Source organism: Paraburkholderia phenoliruptrix (assembly GCF_902859825.1).
Classification (GTDB): Bacteria; Pseudomonadota; Gammaproteobacteria; order Burkholderiales; family Burkholderiaceae; genus Paraburkholderia; species Paraburkholderia phenoliruptrix.
Map to the genome: position 1 here is coordinate 14,951 of NZ_CADIKB010000035.1, position 17,984 is coordinate 32,934.

The window sequence follows — 17,984 nt, forward strand, 5'->3', positions numbered from 1 at the left end:
GCCGCCCGCTCGCCATGACAAAATCGTAGAGCCGCGCGCCTGGCATATGTCGCCGACAAAATTCGCCGCGCAGCAGAACCTGCCTGTAATGCGCGGCCAGACGGGGCGTTTTGCATCGAATTGCGCTGCGCCTCTCTGTGGCGCGCCGGATAGAAAGATCGTCCTAGTCACATCGCGCCCCGGATGACAAAGTGGCGCGTAAGCCTTTAGCCATTCAGGGAGCACGGCGTGCCCGATTCGATTACATACAGACGCTTTACCCTCGACGACGTCGCCGCCGCGCACGCGTTGACGGTCGAACTCAAATGGCCGCATCGCCCGGACGACTGGAAGTTCGTCGCGCAGCTGGGCGTGGGTTTCGTCGCCGAAGACGCGAGCGGCGTGATCGGCACGGCGCTCTGCTGGAAGTACGGCGCGGACCGCGCGTCGCTCGGCATGGTGATCGTGTCGCCGGCGCGGCAGGGGCTCGGCATCGGCAGAAAGCTGATGGAGATGGTGCTCGAAGAGCTCGGCGGCCGAATCACATTCCTGCACGCGACCGCCGCCGGCCAGCCGCTCTACGAGAAGCTCGGCTTTCGCGCGGCCGGCACGCTCGACCAGCATCAGGGCGCGGCGTTCCAGCCGCCGCTCGTGTCGTTGCCGGCGGGCGAACGTTTGCGCCCGCTCGGTTCCAGCGACACCGCGCGCCTCGTGGAACTGGCATCGCAGGCAAGCGGCCTCGATCGCGCCGAAGTGCTGCCCGCGCTGCTCGACAATGCCGACGGCATTGCACTCGACCGCGACGGCGAACTCGTCGGCTTCGCGCTCTTTCGCCGCTTCGGGCGCGGCTTTGCGATCGGCCCGGTGGTCGCGCTCCCCTCCGAGGATTCGAGCCGCGCGAAGGCGCTCATCAGCCACTGGCTCGCGCTCAACGCAGGCGTGTTCGTGCGTGTCGACACGCCCAGCGACAGCGGCCTGACCGACTGGCTCGAACAGCTCGGCCTGCCGCGCGTGGACACCGTCGTCAGGATGGTGCGCAATGCCGACCCGCAGAGCGTGACGGCCAACGCGACGCCGTATGCGCAGTACGGCATCATCAATCAGGCGATTTTCTGATCCGTCATGGCCCTACTCTATAAAGCCGACCCGGCGCGCGGCCGGCAATGGGCAAGACTCTTCGCCGAGAAGGCGCCCGATCTGCCGTTCCACATCTGGCCGGATCACGGCGATCCGGCCGCGATCCGCTATCTGGTGGCCTGGCAGCCGCCCGAGGACCCGACGCGCACGTTTCCCAATCTGGAAGTGGTGTTTTCGGTGGGCGCGGGCATCGATCAGTTCGACTTGCCCGGCGTGCCGGAGCATGTGCCCGTCGTGCGCATGATCGAGCCGGGGCTCGTGGAAGGCATGGTCGAGTACGTCACGCAGGCGGTGCTCACCCTTCACCGCGATCTCTTCGACTACGGTCTGCAGCAGCAACAGCAGGTGTGGCGCGAACTGCCGCTTACGCCCGCCGCGCAACGGCGCATCGGCGTGCTCGGGCTGGGCGTGCTCGGCACCGCCGTGTTGGAGCGGCTGCGTCTCTTCGGCTTTGCTTGCGCAGGCTGGAGCCGTTCGCCGCGCGAGATCGAGGGCGTGGACTGTTATGCGGGCGAAGCCTCGCTCGACGCGTTTCTCGCGCGCACCGACATTCTGGTCTGCCTGCTGCCGCTTACACCGGCCACGCGCGGCCTGCTCGATGCGCGCCTCTTCGCGAAGCTGCCGCGCGGCGCCTCGCTGATTCAAACGGGCCGCGGCGCGCATCTCAATCAGCAGGACTTGCTGGCGGCGCTGCAAAGCGGTCAGTTGCAGAATGCGATTCTCGACGTGACCGACCCTGAGCCTTTGCCCGCCGGCCATCCGCTGTGGACGCACCCGCGCGTACGCATCACGCCGCATATCGCCAGCGCGACGCGGCCCGAGACCGCCGTCGAGGTCGTGCTCGACAATCTGCGCCGCCATCGCGAAGGCCTGCCGATGCTCGGCCAGGTCGACCGCACACGCGGCTATTGAGCCGCGCAACGCCCGGGCGCACCTAGTCACACCCGGGCGCAAACCCGCGCAACGCCGCTTTCGGGCCTTCGCAGCACAAAATGCTAAGGGCATACATCAAAACGCGTCGCGCGCGCTTTTCAGGCAATTGTTTAGGTAAGCGGGCCATCGCCCCGGATCAGTAGTATGGAACCGTCAACAGCCCTTTCGCCGACGAGACCCCACCATGCCGATCCAATCGCTCATTGAAGCCGACCGCCAGCATCTGATTCACCCTGTCATCAACTACCGTGCGCACGAGGCGCGCGGCGTCACGGTGCTCGAATCCGCGAGCGGCGCGTTCCTGCGCGACGCCGCCGGCAACGAGCTGCTCGACGCCTTCTCCGGCTTGTGGTGCGTGAACGTGGGCTACGGCCAGGAGAGCATTGTCGAGGCCGCCACCGCGCAGATGAAAAAACTGCCTTACGCCACGAGCTATTTCCATTTCGGCTCCGAGCCGGCTATCGAGCTCGCGCAAAAACTCGCGGAAGTCGCGCCCGCGTCGCTGCAGCACGTGTACTTCACGCTGGGCGGCTCGGACGCTGTGGACTCGGCCATCCGCTTCATCACGCATTACTTCAATGCGACGGGGCGTCCGTCGAAGAAGCACATCATCGCACTGCAACGCGGCTATCACGGCTCGTCGAGCATGGGCGCGGGGCTGACCGCGCTGCCCGCGTTCCACCGCAATTTCGATCTGCCGCTGCCTAACCAGCATCACCTGCCGTCGCCGTATGCGTACCGCAACGATTTCGCCGACGACGCCGCGCTGATCGCCGCCTCGGTCGCCGCGCTCGAAGCGAAGGTCGCGGAACTGGGCGTGGATAACGTCGCCGCGTTCTTCTGCGAACCGATTCAGGGCTCGGGCGGCGTGATCGTGCCGCCGGTCGGCTGGCTCAAGGCCATGCGCGAAAGCTGCCGCAAGCTCGGCATTCTGTTCGTCGCCGACGAAGTGATCACCGGCTTTGGCCGCACCGGTCCACTCTTCGCCTGCCAGGGCGAGAACGTGGAGCCCGACCTGATGACGGTCGCGAAGGGTTTGACTGCCGGTTATGCGCCGATGGGCGCCGTGCTGATGTCAGACGAAATCTACCAGGGCATTGCCGACGGCGACGCCGAGGCGATTGTCGGCCATGGCCACACGTATTCGGCGCACCCGGTGAGCGCGGCGATCGGTCTCGAAGTGCTGCGTCTTTATCATGAAGGCGGGCTGCTCGCGAACGGCGTGGCCCGCGCGCCGCGTTTCGCGCGCGGCCTCGACGCCCTGCTCGCGCATCCGCTCGTGGGCGATTCGCGTCACCGCGGTCTGCTCGGTGCGCTCGAACTCGTCGCCGACAAGGACACCAAGGCGCAGTTCGACCCCGCCCTGAAACTGTCCGAGCGCATTGCTGTGGCCGCGTATGAAAACCGCCTGATTTTCCGTGCGTTCGGCGACAACATTCTCGGCTTTGCACCGGCGCTCTCGTACACCGAAGCGGACTTCGACCTGATGTTCGAGCGGCTCCAGAAAACCCTGAACGACGTGCTCGCGCAAGCCGACGTTCGGGCAGCGCTCAGCGGCAGAACCACGGTCAACCACCAGGCCAAAACTACTGCCACTGCATGCTAGAGTAGAGGGCGCCCTCAGTCCCTTTTCTCAACCGCCGGAGCCACAACGTAACGATGAGCAGCGACTGCAAGCTAGACCGTATCGACCTGCGCATACTTTCGCAGTTGCAGAAGAAAGGCCGCATTACCAACGTCGAGCTTGCCGATGCGGTCGGCCTTTCGCCCAGCCCTTGCCTGATTCGCGTCAAGCGGCTGGAGAAAGCCGGCTACATCGTCGGCTACGGCGCGCAGATCCAGCTTGAAAAGCTCGGTGACGTGCAGATCGTTTTCACCGAAGTCACGCTCGCCGACCATCGGCGGGAAGACTTCATCAAGTTCGTGAATGCGATTCGCGACGTGGATGAGATCGTCGAGTGCCATCTCGCGAGCGGCGGTTACGACTATCTGCTGAAGTTCGTCACGCGCAGCGTGAGCCATTATCAGAGCATTATTGAGGGCTTGCTGGAACGCGACATCGGCATTGAAAAGTACTTCAGCTACGTGATCATCAAGTCGCCGTTCGTGAAGAGCCACTATCCGCTCGAAACGCTGTTCTCGCAGAATCATCACTAGCCTTCACGAGGCTATCATCGGGCTATCAGGCGCCCGCCTCCGGCGGGCTCCACTGCGCGAACTCCTCGCTCAGAAAATCCACACACACCCGCACTTTCGCCGACTGCGCGAGCCGCGCCGGATAGACCGCCCACAGATTCGCCGGCTGTGTGGCCTCCGGCAACACCTGTTGCAACTGGCCGCTGTCGAGAAGCGGGCGCACGTCCCACATCGAGCGCAGCACGATGCCGCGCCCGGCCAGCGCCCATTGCACCGCGACCTCGCCGTGATTGGTCGACAACGCTCCGGTAACCTTGATGGACGCCGCCTCGCCGCGCACGGTCAGGCGCCACAAGCCGAACGGATGGTCGCGCTCCTTGATGGCGAGACACGCATGCGAGGAGAGATCGGCCAGTTGCCGCGGCGCGCCGTGCCGCGCGAGATAGTCGGGCGACGCACACAGCACGCGATGATTCGACGCGAGCCGCCGCGCGATCAGATGCGGCGCAATGTCGTCGCCGATGCGAATGTCGAGATCGAAGCCTTCACCGGCGACATCCACGAGCCGGTCGAATAGATCGAGCCGCACGCTCAACTGCGGGTAGTGCTCGGAAAAACGCGCGAGCGCGGGCGCGACGAAGCGGCGGCCAAAACCGAAGCTGCTTGAAATGCGTAGCTTGCCGCCCGGAATGCGGCGCGTGGTGGAGACGTCCTCGACCAGTTGGTCGACGTCGTCGAGAATCTTTTCGGCCCACGTGTAGACGCGCTCGCCCGCCTCGGTAATCGCGACGCGGCGCGTGGACCGGTGCAGCAGGCGCGTGCCGAGGGTAGTCTCGAGCACATTGATGCGCTTGCTGATATACGCCGCGGACACGGACAACGACTCCGCCGCCGCGCTGAAGCTGGCTTTGCGCGCGACTTCGCAAAACACGCGCAAATCGCCGAGATCGGGTGACGGGACAGCGTTCATAAGTGACTCGGAGATGCCCAGCGACGCTCAGGTTTATACACGAATCGTGCACAGTGGCTTAACTAAAGCAATCATTTTAAAGCCAAACAGCAGGAATAGAATAACTGTCATTACCCCCGTATCAGCCCCGAATGGAGGAGCACAACATGTCGAAGAAATATCGGATCGCAGTCATTCCCGGCGACGGCATCGGCGTCGAGGTCATGCCCGAGGCGCTGCGCGTGCTCGACGCGGTGAAGACGCGCTTTGGCCTCGAACTCGAGTATCAGCACATCGAGTGGGCCAGCTGCGAGTACTACGCGAAGCACGGCCAGATGATGCCGGACGACTGGAAGGCACAGCTGCAATCGGCGGACGCGATTCTGTTCGGCGCGGTGGGGTGGCCCGACACGGTGCCCGACCACGTTTCGCTGTGGGGCTCGCTGCTCAAATTCCGCCGCGAATTCGACCAATACATCAACCTGCGCCCGGCGCGGCTCTTTGCCGGCGTGCCCTCGCCGCTCGCGGGCCGCAAGGCGGGCGACATCGACTTCTGGATCGTGCGCGAGAACACCGAAGGCGAGTACTCGTCGGTGGGCGGCGTGATGTTCGAAGGCACGGAGCGCGAATTCGTGCTGCAGGAGTCCGTGTTCACGCGCCACGGCAGCGAGCGCGTGCTGAAGTTCGCGTTCGATCTCGCGCAACGCCGCGAGCGCAAGAAAATCACGGTTGCGACGAAGAGCAACGGCATTGCCATCAGCATGCCGTGGTGGGACAAATGCGCGGCCGGCATCGCGGCGCAATACCCGGACGTGACGTGGGACAAGCAGCACATCGACATTCTCTGCGCGCGCTTCGTGCTCAATCCGGACCGCTTCGACGTGGTGGTGGCCACCAATCTGTTCGGCGACATTCTGTCCGACCTCGGCCCGGCCTGCACCGGCACGATCGGTCTCGCGCCGTCCGGTAATCTGAATCCGGATCGCAAGTTTCCCTCGCTGTTCGAGCCGGTGCACGGCTCGGCGCCGGACATCGCCGGTAAGAACATTGCGAATCCGATCGCGATGATCTGGTCCGCCGCGATGATGCTCGACTTTCTCGGCAATCACGAGGGCAAGGAGCGCGAGGCGCACGACGCGATCCTGGCCGCCATCGAAGCCACGCTGGTCGAAGGCCCGCATACGGGCGACCTGGGCGGCAAGGCGAAAACCACGCAAGTCGGCGAAGCGATCGCAGCGAGGCTCGGTTGAACATGAGCACGGAAAACTATCCGATCGAAGTCCAGTTCCCCGACATCTCAGCGCATGAGCAGTCGTCCTCGGGCATTGCCTACGTTCATTCGTTCGATTCGGGCGTGGCCGGCCCGCACGTCATGATCAACGCGCTCACGCACGGCAACGAAGTATGCGGCGCGATCGTCGTGGACGAACTGCTGCGCCGCGGCTTGCGGCCGCGGCGCGGGCGGCTCACGCTCGCGTTCGCCAATGTGGACGCCTACCGGCGCTTCGATCCCGCCAAACCGGACGCGGCCCGTTTCGTCGATCAGGACTTCAACCGCGTGTGGACCGAGGCGGTGCTCGACGACGCGTCGCGCAACTCGAGCGAACTCGCGCGCGCACGGGCCATGCGGCCGGTGATCGACAGCGTCGACGCGCTGCTCGACCTGCATTCGATGCACGAAAAGAGCAAGCCGCTGATCGTCGCGGGGCCGCTGCAAAAAGGCATCGACCTCGCCGTGCGGCTCGGCACGCCCGCTACCGTCATCTGCGACGAAGGGCACCCTGAGGGCCGCCGCATGCGCGACTACGAAGGCTTCGGCGATCCGGCCAGCGCGAAGAACGCGTTGCTGATCGAATGCGGACAACACTGGGAGAAGAGCGCCGTCGCAGTCGCGCGCGACACCACCGCGCGCTTTCTGCTGCTCGCCGGTGTAATCGACCAAAGCGATCTGCCGGCGGACTGGCTCGCGCCCTTGCCGCCCGCGCAGCACATCGTGCGCGTGACGCAACCGGTCGTCGCGACGAGCATGGACTTCCGCTTTGCCGGGCCTTATACGGGGCTCGAAATCTTTCCCACAGCGGGCGCCGTAATCGGCTGGTCCAACGGCGAGCCCGTCACCACGCCTTACGACGACTGCATGCTCGTCATGCCTTCGTTGCGGCAATTGCGCCCCGGCGTGACGGTCGTGCGTCTCGGCAAGGTCGAAGAGACCATCGCCACCTCGTCGAACCGCGGCGCGTGATTCTCTGATTCCGCTAGCCCTTCATTCCGGTCTCATCTCCTGTCCTACCCGGCGCGCGTGGGCGCGCCGCGGCTTCTGCCCTCCTTTTTTCTTGTGTGCTTTCTCTTTGCTCTCCGCCTTGACGGGGACCGGCCTGGGTGTCGGGTAATCCCGCGTTGACCCGCCGCTCGGAAATTCCTAACAGTGGCGCCTGTTCGCCAAGAGAATCGACGTTCTGTATACGAACAATTAAATTGATGGCGATGCCCCGTCCGTCCGCATACCATGCAGGAATGAGGCGGATGAGGTATGAGGCGCAGGCATCGCGCGGCGCCGGACGCGCGATCGTAAGGTAAGACAAGGCTCGCTGCGACGAGCCTTTTTGCAGTCAGGAGACCCACCATGAATCGCAGCGATGCTGTGAACGTTCAGACCTTCCTCAACGAGCACCCGTTTTCGCCGTTTCAGTGGCTCGTCTTTTTCATGTGCTTCGTGATCGTGCTGCTGGACGGTTTCGACACGGCCGCTATCGGCTTTATCGCGCCGTCGCTGCTCGCGGAGTGGGGCATCCCGAAACCGGCGCTCGCGCCGGTGCTGAGCGCGGCGCTGTTCGGTCTGGCGTGCGGCGCGCTGGCTTCGGGGCCGCTGTCCGACCGGCTCGGGCGACGCTCGATGCTGCTCGGCTCGGTGCTGCTGTTCGGCGCCGCGTGTCTCGGCTCGTCGTTTTCGACAAGCATCGAGCAGTTGACGGTGCTGCGCTTTGTCACCGGCGTCGGGCTCGGCGCGGCCATGCCGAACGCGGTCACGATGATGGGCGAGTACTGCCCCGACAGCCGCCGCGCCACGGTTATCAATCTGATGTTTTGCGGCTTTCCGCTCGGCGCAGCGTTCGGCGGCTTTCTGGCGGCGTGGATGATTCCGCACTTCGGCTGGCGCAGCGTGCTGGTGCTCGGCGGGATCGCGCCGCTCGTGCTGTTCGTGCTGTTGATGATCAAGATGCCCGAATCGGTGCGCTATATGGTCGCCAACAATCAGCCGGCCGCGCGGATTCGCGCGGCGCTCGCGCGCGTGTCGAGCGCCGCCGCCCAGGCAGAGGCCTTCACGATGACCGAGAGCGCGCCGCAGACGGGCGGCAAGGGCGCGGCTGTGGTGCTGTCGCGCGGGTATATCGTCGGCTCGGTGATGCTGTGGATCACCTACTTCATGGGCCTCGTGATCTTCTACGCGTCGATCAACTGGATGCCGATTCTGCTCAAGGACGCCGGCCTGACGCCGCAACGCGCGACGCTGATTTCCGCGCTGTTCCCGCTGGGCGGCGTGGGCGCCGTGGTGTGCGGCGTGCTGATGGACCGCTTCAACGCGAACCGGATTATCGCGGCGTGCTACGCGCTGACGGCCGTGAGCGTGTACCTGATCGGCCAGGCCGCGGGCAATGTCGGCGCGCTCGTGTTGATCGTATTCGTGGCGGGCGTGCTGATGAACACCGCGCAATCGTCGATGCCCGCGCTCGCCGCCGCGTTCTACCCGACGCAAGGCCGCGGCACGGGCGTCGCGTGGATGCTCGGCATTGGACGCTTCGGCGGCATTGCGGGCTCGTTCCTCGTGGCCGAACTGACACGCCGTCACTTCACCTTTGCCGGCATCTTCGCGACGATCGCCGTCGCCGGCATCATTGCATGCATCGCACTGCTGATTAAACAGGCGGCGCGGCCGTATGCGTCGAATGCGGCGGTGTCGAAAGCGGAGTCGTTTGGGCATTGAGGGGGGTGGACGGCTTTCTTGACGACACCCGAAACGTTGGGCGCTGCGCTAACGTTTCGGGTGTTTTTCCGTAGGAGCTAACGTTCCTGGCCGACAGCCTTGCTATGTGGCCTAACTCGCGGATCGTCGCAAAGCGATGCACAACTGCCCTCACATATCGGCGTCAGCTCGACGATGACCTGGTGGAGATGGATCGCATTGCCAGGCCCCTTGGTAACCATGGCGTCCGTGAACGTCTTCTTGTCGATCAATATGTTCTGCCGCTTGACGCCGAGTTGTTCCAAATAGGCCTGCACAGTCTCCGCACGCGCGTCTTTCAATCGTTCAATATTGCGCTCGCCGATGTATGCCCCAGCAATTACGACGGCTTGAATTTGCACGTCAGGCCAGTTTTTTGCCTCAGCCACAGTACCGGCAATGGTGAGTCTGTCAGCATTGGAAAGCACGCTGGTGTTGAGCGGGAATTGTGCCCTTGCTTCCTCTCCGATAGTGCAAGCACTCGCCAGCCCACCGAAGCAGGTAGATAGGGCGAACGTGGCGGCCATGCTGGATCGGACAATACGCAATGCAGTCATTTGATGACGACCCTGTCGAATGTGGCGATATAGCCGGTGATACTGTCGGCGTTCCTGATCGCGGAGATGGGGTTCCGCATCGCGAATGCGCTCATGCCGGCTTCAGTATCGCCGTACATAAGGTCCTCCGAGTTAAAGGTGTCCGTATAGTGCGTGCATTCGTGGATCAACACCTTTACTTTTGAAGCGTGAAATAGTTCGCCATTTGAATCGCTGCAGAACTTTGAATAAATCGCTATCACTCGTCTGTCGGAGTCTGGCTTGCATACGCCGGCGCGATTAGCGCCATTGTCGGGCACGATCGCACACGTGAGCATCTTGTTAGCGTTGCTGTCCCAGCGCACGACTTTCTCGGCGACCAACTCCTGCATTGCTGCCAGTAAGCGCGGCAAGCCTACAGCCAATGTCGTTCTGATTTCTTCATCCGCGCGTGCAAAGTATATTCTGGCGCGAGCCTGCTCATTTTTATCCCATCTGCCAACCCCCGCAATGCGATCCTTGATCAACGCGACGCCGGCATCCCGCGCTCGCGTTACGACGTCGGCGAACTGTCTGTTGGTCATGTTCGGACAAATTCGATCCGTATTAATCGTGACGCGAACCATGGAATCGGGATCAGCGTTAGTGACTGCTGAATCGTGTACCGTTACCCATTCGGTGCCCTCTGACATGCTCATTTCTCCAATTGCAGCGTCAACGGCGACGCTGTTTGCGTCGAGACGCGCTGGGTCTTACCGTCCGAGTCGGTGATCCCCGCTACCTCCCTCCCATCGCCAGTAACAATCCGGTAGCGGAAACCCGGGAGAGGGCGGCCTGACGTATCAAGCAATGCGAATTGTTCGTCGAAACGCCGGGCGTCTACCGGTTGGCGCAACAGCGAGTTGGTTTTGCCCGCGCTGGCACCGTCGCGTTGCTTATGAATGAAACACCCGGCGTCGGCGCCCGCGACGACGCGATTGTTTCCGCATGGACATAACACCCGATCGCCTTCGCAAGCTACGGGTATGCCGTGATCGTTCATCTCTTCTCCCGTGCCATCGATTGGCCACGAGCCTTCGCAGTTGCCGCAGGTCGCGTGTTCGCCGTCCAGAGCGATCTTTTTCCCTTTGTCACTTATGTGTGCTTTTACCGCCAGAACGGTTCCACCCGTAGTGGTGAAATCGCCGGCACGGACGACTGGAATGCGCATGGGTGTCCTCCCGTAGATCTGTTCCGAGGAACGAAAAGAGCCGTCATGCCAGAGTAAGCAACGGCTCAACGATGTCTTGGCCCTGATTTCGATCCTCGTGCGCCACTCGTCCCGCGGAATATCGGATTGATCCGAAATTGGCCGACCTGCCAACGGGCGCGCGGTTTGCTGAATGCCATGCGAACCTTCGACAGGAGCGCATGACATGAACCCGAACTCGATGGACTACGCCTTGCCCCAGCGCCGCGTGCCGTTGTCAGCCGCGACCGACTCGGACCCGCCAGCCGGTGAAAACGACGACGACCTCGACGACGAACTCGACGAAACCGGCGCCGTCACCAACAGAAGCAATGGCAAAAGCGGCACGGACACCGAAGCGGAGCCCGACAAGAAATAGGCTCGGGGAGCGACGAATGGACGCGGGCAGTAGTCGGTCGCTGCCGCGTTAAACTGCGGCCTTTGCGCCGAACAGGATTCGTCGTCATGAAACGCCTAGTGGTATCCGCATTGCTTGCATCGTGCCTTGTGCAAATCTCCGCTCCCGCGGCAGCGCAAACGGTGAGCGACCAGTGCTTTGCGATCGGCGATATCGCCGGCCAGGTCGCTTCCTGGCGCGCGCACAAGAAGACTAAGGCCGAGGCGCTGAATCAGGCCGCGAAGTACTATCGGGACGATGCGGACCGCCGCACCTTCGCCGGCATCATCCAGAAAATCTACGCGCCGAACGCGCCGCGCATGACGCCGGATCAGGCGAGCATGGCGTTCACCTCGGACTGCGTCAACGCGCGCAAGCAGCAGGCGTCGGCGCACTAACGCCTTCGTCGGAACAGTCCATAGCGAGTCTCATCAGGCGGACCCAAACGCCCGAGCGGCAACGGTCCATGGTGCTCGGCCCTCCGCACAACTCGTGATGCGCCCGTCGACACGGGCGTGCCGCCAACGCCAGCCCCGGCTTGCCGGCCGCATGTCAACACCCTCAGCAGAAAATGCTGTAGCGGCTCGAAAAAAACCATACACACGCCGTACGCCGCTTTTTGAGGCGATTCATCGACTGCGCGACACGCGTAGTATCGGCTTGTCGCATCACCGCATGCATGCCGCCGCGCCGCCCGGCGTCACATCGACACTCTCATGCCCGACCCCTTCAAGGGAAAAACCAAGGAGCCACGCAATGTCTCTTGCATTGACGCGCAGTGAACTGATTCGCCCGCTCAATCTGATCGACGGTCAATGGATCGCCGCCGCGAGCGGCGCGCGCTTTGCCGTGACCAATCCGGCAACGGGCGAAACGATCGTCGAAGTGGCGAACAGCAGCGCTGCGGACGCGCGCGCCGCCACCGACGCCGCCGCCCGCGCGTTGCCCGCGTGGCGCGACCGGCTGCCGCGCGAGCGCGCCGAGATTCTGCGCCGCTGGCACGCGCTGATCGTGGCGAACACCGACGATCTCGCGAAGCTGATGTCGACGGAACAAGGCAAGCCGCTCGCGGAAAGCCGCGGCGAAGTCGCCTATGGCGCGTCATATGTCGCCTGGTTCGCCGATGAGGCGACGCGCATTTACGGCGACATCATTCCCCAGCAGCAGCGCGGCAAGCGCATGAGCGCCGTGAAGGAACCCATCGGCATCGTGGCCGCCATCACGCCATGGAATTTCCCGCTCGCGATGATCGCCCGCAAAATTGCGCCCGCGCTCGCGGCCGGTTGTACGGTGATCGCCAAGCCCGCAGAAGACACGCCGCTCACCGCCCTCGCGCTCGCCGCGCTCGCGCAGGAAGCGGGCGTGCCGGACGGCGTGCTGAACATGTTGTCGGCCTCACGCGAGCAAGGCATTGAAGCGGTCGCCGACTGGCTCGAAGACGCACGCGTGCGCAAAATCACGTTCACCGGATCCACGCCCGTGGGCAAGCATCTCGCGCGCGAATCCGCCGCCACGTTGAAAAAACTCTCGCTGGAACTGGGCGGCAACGCGCCCTTCATCGTGTTCGACGACGCCGACCTCGACGCGGCCGTGACGGGTCTCATGGCGGCGAAATTCCGCAACGGCGGACAAACCTGCGTGTGCCCGAATCGCGTGTATGTGCAGGCCGGCGTGTATGAGCGTTTCGCCGACCTGCTCGCCAAACGTGTCGCTGCACTGAAAGTTGCGCCCGCAACCGATCCGGGCGCGCAAATCGGGCCGATGATCAACGAACGCGCCATCGACAAAATCGCGCGTCACGTGGAAAACGCCGTAAAACAAGGGGCAACTGTCTTGACCGGCGGCAGACGCCTCACCGAAATGGGTCCGAATTACTATGCGCCGACTGTGCTGACGAATGCGCAAGACGGCATGCTCGTGTGTTGCGAAGAGACCTTTGGACCGGTCGCACCGCTTTTCCGCTTCGCCGACGAAGCAGAAGCCATCCGCCTCGCGAACGACACGCCGTTTGGTCTCGCCGCTTACTTCTATACGCAGGACGTGCGGCGCATCAACCGCGTGGCTGCCCAACTGGAAGCGGGCGTGATCGGTATCAACGAAGGCGCGGTGTCGAGCGAAGCCGCGCCGTTCGGTGGCGTGAAGGAATCGGGCTACGGCCGCGAAGGCTCGAAGTACGGGCTCGACGATTATCTGTCGATCAAGTATCTGTGCCAGGGCGGCCTGGATTCGTAGGCGGCTTTCTAGGCGGTTTCCATCGCCGGTCGGCGTGACGCCGCTGCGTTAGCCGCCGCAAACTGAGCAATCTCGGTGTCGGTTCCGGCAGCGCGTAGCCCGCCGCGCTAGCGCACGCGCTGCGGCTTCTGTTGTATGTGCGTGCTTCAGTACACGCGCAAAACCGCCAGTCTTTCGCCCAAAACACGCGCTTTGGCGACCCGCGTTTCAAGCTTGCAACGAATCCGTCCACGGCGGGGCCAAAAAACGGCCCCAATTTAACGGCGGCATTCGCTTTCGATACACCTGGACCAAATCCCTAAATTTGGGTTTGAGGCCGTGACCATGGCCGCAGACGCGATCTTTTGCGGCGGCAACAATGACCGGCCGATGATGCAGTTCTGATTCAAGTCGGTCAGATCTGCGCGCAGACTCTCTGACGAAAACGCATCCGAGCGGCTCAAAGCCCGATGCTTTCGTGAGTCCCGCACAGCTGGCCCACTCCTTGCCTTTATGTTTTCACGCAACCGGCGACACGGCCCGTGACCAGGTCGATGCCGACGGGGGCTTCTCGGAAGTACGCCCACGAACGGGCAGCGAGAAGAACAATCCGGCTGCGCAAGAAAAAACAAGGAGTGGTGGAAGATGCGATCTTTCATTCAAATTCAAACAGGGTTGCGGTGCGCAATTCGCATTGCGCGTCGGCTGATGGCGCGGCATCTCGCAGTCATCGTCAATTCGCCATTGCACGGCCTGGCTTACCGCCAGCGTGCCCAGCTTCCTGTGCTGCTGCCCATCAGGCAGCACGAGCCTCTGCGTATGAATTCCAGCGAGCCGCTTGCGGCTCTGTCCGGCTGCATTCTCATGCAGCGTCCGGACGTCATTTCCTGTAGCACCCTGTAGTCAGGCAGTAGGCAGTACTCCAACCGTCGTCATCCGACGACATATATTTAGCCATCCTAAGGGAGATAAACCATGAAATCGATCATCAACACCGCCAAGGCATTTGTTCGCGACGAAGACGGCGTGACGGCCATCGAGTACGGCCTGATCGCGACGCTCATTGCGCTCGTCATCATCACTGGCGTGACGAGCGTCGGCACGAACCTCGCCGCCAAGTTCGTCCTGATCGCCAGCAAGCTCCAGTAACCCGGGACGGTGCGGGCGGACAAACCGCGCGAGCGCATGTCCGCCGCCACCGCTCCCGACCTGTTGCCCGGCCGGCAAAGCCGTCTTCAACTTCAAACAGGAGTCGAAATGCAATCGATCATTCAAACCATCGGCGCGTTCGTCCGCGACGAAGAGGGCGTCACCGCAATCGAGTATGGCCTCATCGCCACGCTTATTGCGCTTGCCATCGTCGTCGGCGTGACCAGCATCGGGACGAATCTCGAAGCGAAGTTCATGGCGATCGCGGGTTATCTGACCTGATTCGCGCAAGGTGCCGATGGGCGTGCAGCGCTTGCGCCATCGTCCATCGCACCGCCCCTTTTTTAACCTTTGGCTGACTTACGAGAGCTTGCCATGCTGACTACCGCGAACGTTCTGCCGCCGATCGCACCGTGCGTCATCGCACTGGTGGTCGCCGCTGCAAGCACGGACCTGCAGTGCCGGCGTATTCCGAACCTGCTGGTCGGCGCGGGTCTCTTCGGTGCGCTTCTCGTGCAGTGCTGGCTGAAGGGAACCGGTGCGGGCGCCATGGCATGGCTCACCGGCGCCGTCGTCGGACTCGCACTCTTTCTGCCGTTCTACCTCGTGCGCGGCATGGCCGCCGGCGACGTCAAGCTGCTCGCCATGGTCGGCGCATGGATCGGCCCCTTGCTCGTGTTTTACGCGGCGCTCGCCACGTGCGTGATCGGCGGCGCATGGATGCTCGTGCTGATCGTGCGGCGTCATCAGCTCGGAAAGGTGTGGGCCAACTTGCGGGTCATTGCCCACCCTGCTCTACAAGGCCAGGGCTCGGCGAGGGATTCCATCGACTCGGTGGGCTCGGTGCCATACGGCGTCGCCATCGCGGCGGGAACCGTCGCGGTGCTGCTGACAGCAAGTGCATAGCTGAATCACAAGCAGAAGCCGGACGGCGATCCGGTCGACAGAAGCAACGGACATAACGCGCAGAACGGACACAACACAGCGCGGCGCACGAAGCGGCGCGCGGCACCGGGGAGCAGGAGATGAACGCAAACAGCACAGGCACGGAACGCCCAGCCGACACAATGCGTGACGACGCGGCGGCAGCCATCGACAGCATGGGCGCAGCACTGTTGCGCGCGCCGCGGACCCTCGCGGACACCGGCCTGCCTGCGCTTTTCGTCGCGCATCTGCTCCTCAAGTCGATCCTGCAGAACGGCAAGTCGTCGATGGGCGATCTGATGGCACGACACTGCCTGACAGCCGTGGTGCTCGAAGAAACCATCGGCTTCCTCGTTCGCGAGCACCTTGTGGAAATTGCACACCGCGGCGCAACCGACGTCGACGTGCATCTGCGCCTCACCGATGCCGGCCGCGAACTGGCGGCCCACGAGGCGAGCCGCTCCACCTATTGCGGCCCCGCGCCTGTCTCGCTGGACGCGTACGTGAGCGTGGTCGCGGCTTACTCGGTGAAGCGCATTCATATTTCGCAGTCCGACGTACGCGCGGCGTTCGCGAACTTCATCGCCGATATGTCGCTGCTGGATTCGGCAGTGGCCGCATTGAATGCTGGACGGCCCGTGATGCTCTACGGCCCCGCGGGCAGCGGCAAAACGTACCTTGCCGAACGCCTCGGCATGCTGTTGCGCGGCGCCGTGCCCGTGCCGTATGCGCTCTATGTCGCCGGCGACGTGATCCAGTTGCACGACCCGCTGATTCACAAGGACGCCGCCCCGGGCGCACTGCCCGCCGTGACCGACCGCCGCTGGCGCGTCTGCGAGCGGCCGGTGGTCATGTCGGGCGGCGAGCTGACTCTCGCGATGCTCGACCTCCAATACAACGCCAACAGCGGCTTTTATCAGGCGCCGCCGCATATGAAGGCGAACATGGGCCTTTATGTCATCGACGATCTGGGCCGCCAGCGAGTGGCGCCCGGCGAACTGCTCAACCGCTGGATCACCCCGCTCGATCGCGGCGTCGATCAGTTCGCATTGCAATCCGGCGCGCGGTTCGTGAGCCCGTTCGACGTGTGGCCCGTGTTCTCGACCAACCTCACGCCCGCCGAACTGAACGACAACGCCTTCTTGCGCCGGCTCGGCTCGAAGATCCACGTCGACGCGCTGTGCGTCGACGACTACCGGCACCTCTTCGACGCGCAATGCGCGTCGCTCGGTATCGCCATCGAACCTGGCGCGTTCGAGTATCTGCTGCACCAATTGCATCTGCGCAGCCGCACGCCGTTTCTCGCCTGCTATCCCGCGGATCTGCTCGGCGTGCTGCGCTCGTTCGCGCTCTATCACGGCGATGTCCCGACCGTCACCGAGTACCGGCTCACGCACGCATGGCACAGCTATTTCGGCAGCGCGCCGGAGCATGACCAGACGTATCCATCCCACAGCGGGCAATCCGACAAACGGTATGCCGGCGCTTGATCCACAGCTGCCCCAGCAACGCATGAAAGGAGTCTCACCATGAAAACCAGTCGCGCAATTGTGATGTTAGGAATGGCCCTGCTGGCGGGTCTTGCCGCTGTCGCCTTCGCCTCCCGATGGCTGTTGCAGACCTCGTCGTCGGCGGTGACGCCGGTCGCCGTCGCCACCGCCGAGGTGAGCCTCGGCCAGCCGCTGAACGCGAACATGATCCGCACCGTGAACTGGCCCACCGCGAGCGTGCCGCCCGGCGCGTTCAAGGATCCGAAAGCACTGGACGGGCGCGTCGTGCGCACGAGCCTCGAACCCGGCGAGCCGGTGATCGAATCGAAGCTCGCGCCGCAAGGCACGAAAGGCGGACTGTCCGCGGTCATCGGCGAAGGCAAGCGCGCCATCACGGTACGCGTGAACGATGTGGTCGGCGTGGCGGGATTCGCGCTGCCGGGCAACTACGTCGACGTCATCGTCAATACTCAGGAACCCGAAGCAAAGACGGCCGATCCGCAACAAAGCATCTCGAAGATCGTCCTCGAAAAGATTCTGGTGCTCGCCGTCGCGCAGCAGGTGAGCCGCGACGACACCCAGCCGAAGGTCGTCAACGCGGTCACGCTTGAGGTTACGCCCGACCAGGCGGAAAAGCTCGACCTCGCGCGCAGCGTCGGCAGCCTGTCGCTGGTACTGCGCAATCAGATCGACGACCGCCCGCTGCCCACCGGCGGCGCCACCAAGATCACGCTGCTCGGCAAGCCTGCTGCACCGGCACCCGCGCCCGTCGTCGCGGCCGCGCCCGCACGCGTGAAATACGTGCCGCGCCCGGCGCCGAAGCGCGACTGTGTCGGCGTGCTGTCGGGAGCGCAAGGTAGTCAGGAATGCTTTTAATCGAATACGCAATCACGCGACGCCGCGGCGTCTGACGCA

At 63.5% G+C, this 17,984-nt stretch carries 20 protein-coding genes; 16 read left to right on the plus strand and 4 right to left on the minus strand.

Translation table 11 applies throughout. The annotated features are described in order from the left end of the window. Positions 1 to 228: 228 nt before the first annotated feature. The 4 genes from HV711_RS25950 to HV711_RS25965 all read left to right on the plus strand — a co-directional run bounded on the left by HV711_RS25950 (position 229) and on the right by HV711_RS25965 (position 4,206). Positions 229 to 1,095 carry a GNAT family N-acetyltransferase gene (locus HV711_RS25950; protein ID WP_028362533.1) on the plus strand — a complete coding sequence of 289 codons (867 nt, stop codon included), beginning with the start codon at positions 229 to 231 and terminating at the stop codon, positions 1,093 to 1,095. Between the two features lie 6 nt (positions 1,096 to 1,101). After that, entirely contained in the window at positions 1,102 to 2,028 is a 927-nt protein-coding gene (locus HV711_RS25955; protein WP_035478855.1) for a 2-hydroxyacid dehydrogenase, read from the plus strand. Positions 2,029 to 2,233: 205 nt separating this feature from the next. After that, positions 2,234 to 3,655 carry an aspartate aminotransferase family protein gene (locus tag HV711_RS25960; protein ID WP_035478852.1) on the plus strand — a complete coding sequence of 474 codons (1,422 nt, stop codon included), beginning with the start codon at positions 2,234 to 2,236 and terminating at the stop codon, positions 3,653 to 3,655. Between the two features lie 53 nt (positions 3,656 to 3,708). Then, entirely contained in the window at positions 3,709 to 4,206 is a 498-nt protein-coding gene (locus HV711_RS25965; RefSeq protein WP_013341808.1) for an Lrp/AsnC family transcriptional regulator, read from the plus strand. Between the two features lie 25 nt (positions 4,207 to 4,231). On the opposite strand, the gene HV711_RS25970 is transcribed toward HV711_RS25965, so the two are convergent. Beyond that, positions 4,232 to 5,155 (minus strand): LysR substrate-binding domain-containing protein, encoded by a 924-nt coding sequence (locus HV711_RS25970; RefSeq protein ID WP_035478849.1) that lies wholly within the window; start codon positions 5,153 to 5,155, stop codon positions 4,232 to 4,234. Positions 5,156 to 5,301: 146 nt separating this feature from the next. Here HV711_RS25970 and HV711_RS25975 point away from each other — a divergent pair, with 146 nt between their 5' ends. From HV711_RS25975 to HV711_RS25985, 3 genes are all read left to right on the plus strand, one after another. Beyond that, a complete protein-coding gene (locus HV711_RS25975; protein ID WP_035478846.1) occupies positions 5,302 to 6,384 on the plus strand; it encodes a tartrate dehydrogenase in 1,083 nt (360 codons plus the stop codon). A gap of 2 nt (positions 6,385 to 6,386) precedes the next feature. After that, positions 6,387 to 7,376: a M14 family metallopeptidase gene (locus HV711_RS25980; RefSeq protein ID WP_035478843.1), complete on the plus strand. Its 990-nt coding sequence runs from the start codon at positions 6,387 to 6,389 to the stop codon at positions 7,374 to 7,376. 381 nt (positions 7,377 to 7,757) lie between these two features. Next, the gene (locus tag HV711_RS25985) at positions 7,758 to 9,116 is read left to right on the plus strand and encodes an MFS transporter (protein ID WP_013591602.1); all 1,359 of its coding nucleotides are present in this window, start codon (positions 7,758 to 7,760) and stop codon (positions 9,114 to 9,116) included. Between the two features lie 77 nt (positions 9,117 to 9,193). On the opposite strand, the gene HV711_RS25990 is transcribed toward HV711_RS25985, so the two are convergent. Genes HV711_RS25990 through HV711_RS26000 form a run of 3 tightly spaced genes read right to left on the minus strand, consistent with a single transcriptional unit; the run spans position 9,194 to position 10,880 of the window. Continuing rightward, on the minus strand, positions 9,194 to 9,661 hold the full coding sequence (locus tag HV711_RS25990) for an OmpA family protein (protein ID WP_244142742.1): 468 nt from the start codon (positions 9,659 to 9,661) through the stop codon (positions 9,194 to 9,196). Positions 9,662 to 9,687: 26 nt separating this feature from the next. Further along, positions 9,688 to 10,362: a M35 family metalloendopeptidase gene (locus tag HV711_RS25995; RefSeq protein WP_035478840.1), complete on the minus strand. Its 675-nt coding sequence runs from the start codon at positions 10,360 to 10,362 to the stop codon at positions 9,688 to 9,690. A 2-nt stretch (positions 10,363 to 10,364) separates the two neighbouring features. Beyond that, a complete protein-coding gene (locus HV711_RS26000) occupies positions 10,365 to 10,880 on the minus strand; it encodes a PAAR domain-containing protein (RefSeq protein WP_035478837.1) in 516 nt (171 codons plus the stop codon). A 205-nt stretch (positions 10,881 to 11,085) separates the two neighbouring features. Between HV711_RS26000 and HV711_RS26005 the strand changes: the two genes are divergently transcribed. The 9 genes from HV711_RS26005 (at position 11,086) to cpaB (ending at position 17,945) form a co-directional block, all read left to right on the plus strand. Beyond that, positions 11,086 to 11,277, plus strand: a complete 192-nt coding sequence (locus HV711_RS26005; RefSeq protein WP_014972923.1) for a hypothetical protein — start codon at positions 11,086 to 11,088, stop codon at positions 11,275 to 11,277. Between the two features lie 86 nt (positions 11,278 to 11,363). Further along, on the plus strand, positions 11,364 to 11,693 hold the full coding sequence (locus tag HV711_RS26010) for a hypothetical protein (protein WP_028362525.1): 330 nt from the start codon (positions 11,364 to 11,366) through the stop codon (positions 11,691 to 11,693). Positions 11,694 to 12,051: 358 nt separating this feature from the next. Beyond that, positions 12,052 to 13,527, plus strand: a complete 1,476-nt coding sequence (locus HV711_RS26015; protein WP_014972921.1) for an NAD-dependent succinate-semialdehyde dehydrogenase — start codon at positions 12,052 to 12,054, stop codon at positions 13,525 to 13,527. Between the two features lie 624 nt (positions 13,528 to 14,151). Continuing rightward, the gene (locus HV711_RS26020; protein WP_244142743.1) at positions 14,152 to 14,409 is read left to right on the plus strand and encodes a hypothetical protein; all 258 of its coding nucleotides are present in this window, start codon (positions 14,152 to 14,154) and stop codon (positions 14,407 to 14,409) included. A 72-nt stretch (positions 14,410 to 14,481) separates the two neighbouring features. Continuing rightward, complete coding sequence (locus tag HV711_RS26025) at positions 14,482 to 14,655, plus strand: Flp family type IVb pilin (protein WP_013591596.1); 174 nt, start codon at positions 14,482 to 14,484, stop codon at positions 14,653 to 14,655. A gap of 108 nt (positions 14,656 to 14,763) precedes the next feature. After that, positions 14,764 to 14,937, plus strand: coding sequence for a Flp family type IVb pilin (locus tag HV711_RS26030; RefSeq protein ID WP_028362523.1), 174 nt, complete (start codon positions 14,764 to 14,766; stop codon positions 14,935 to 14,937). Between the two features lie 93 nt (positions 14,938 to 15,030). After that, positions 15,031 to 15,561, plus strand: coding sequence for an A24 family peptidase (locus HV711_RS26035; RefSeq protein ID WP_035478832.1), 531 nt, complete (start codon positions 15,031 to 15,033; stop codon positions 15,559 to 15,561). Positions 15,562 to 15,680: 119 nt separating this feature from the next. After that, the gene (locus HV711_RS26040) at positions 15,681 to 17,069 is read left to right on the plus strand and encodes a DUF8689 domain-containing protein (protein ID WP_035478829.1); all 1,389 of its coding nucleotides are present in this window, start codon (positions 15,681 to 15,683) and stop codon (positions 17,067 to 17,069) included. 39 nt (positions 17,070 to 17,108) lie between these two features. After that, positions 17,109 to 17,945, plus strand: a complete 837-nt coding sequence (gene cpaB / locus HV711_RS26045) for a Flp pilus assembly protein CpaB (protein WP_035478825.1) — start codon at positions 17,109 to 17,111, stop codon at positions 17,943 to 17,945. Positions 17,946 to 17,984: the final 39 nt, after the last annotated feature.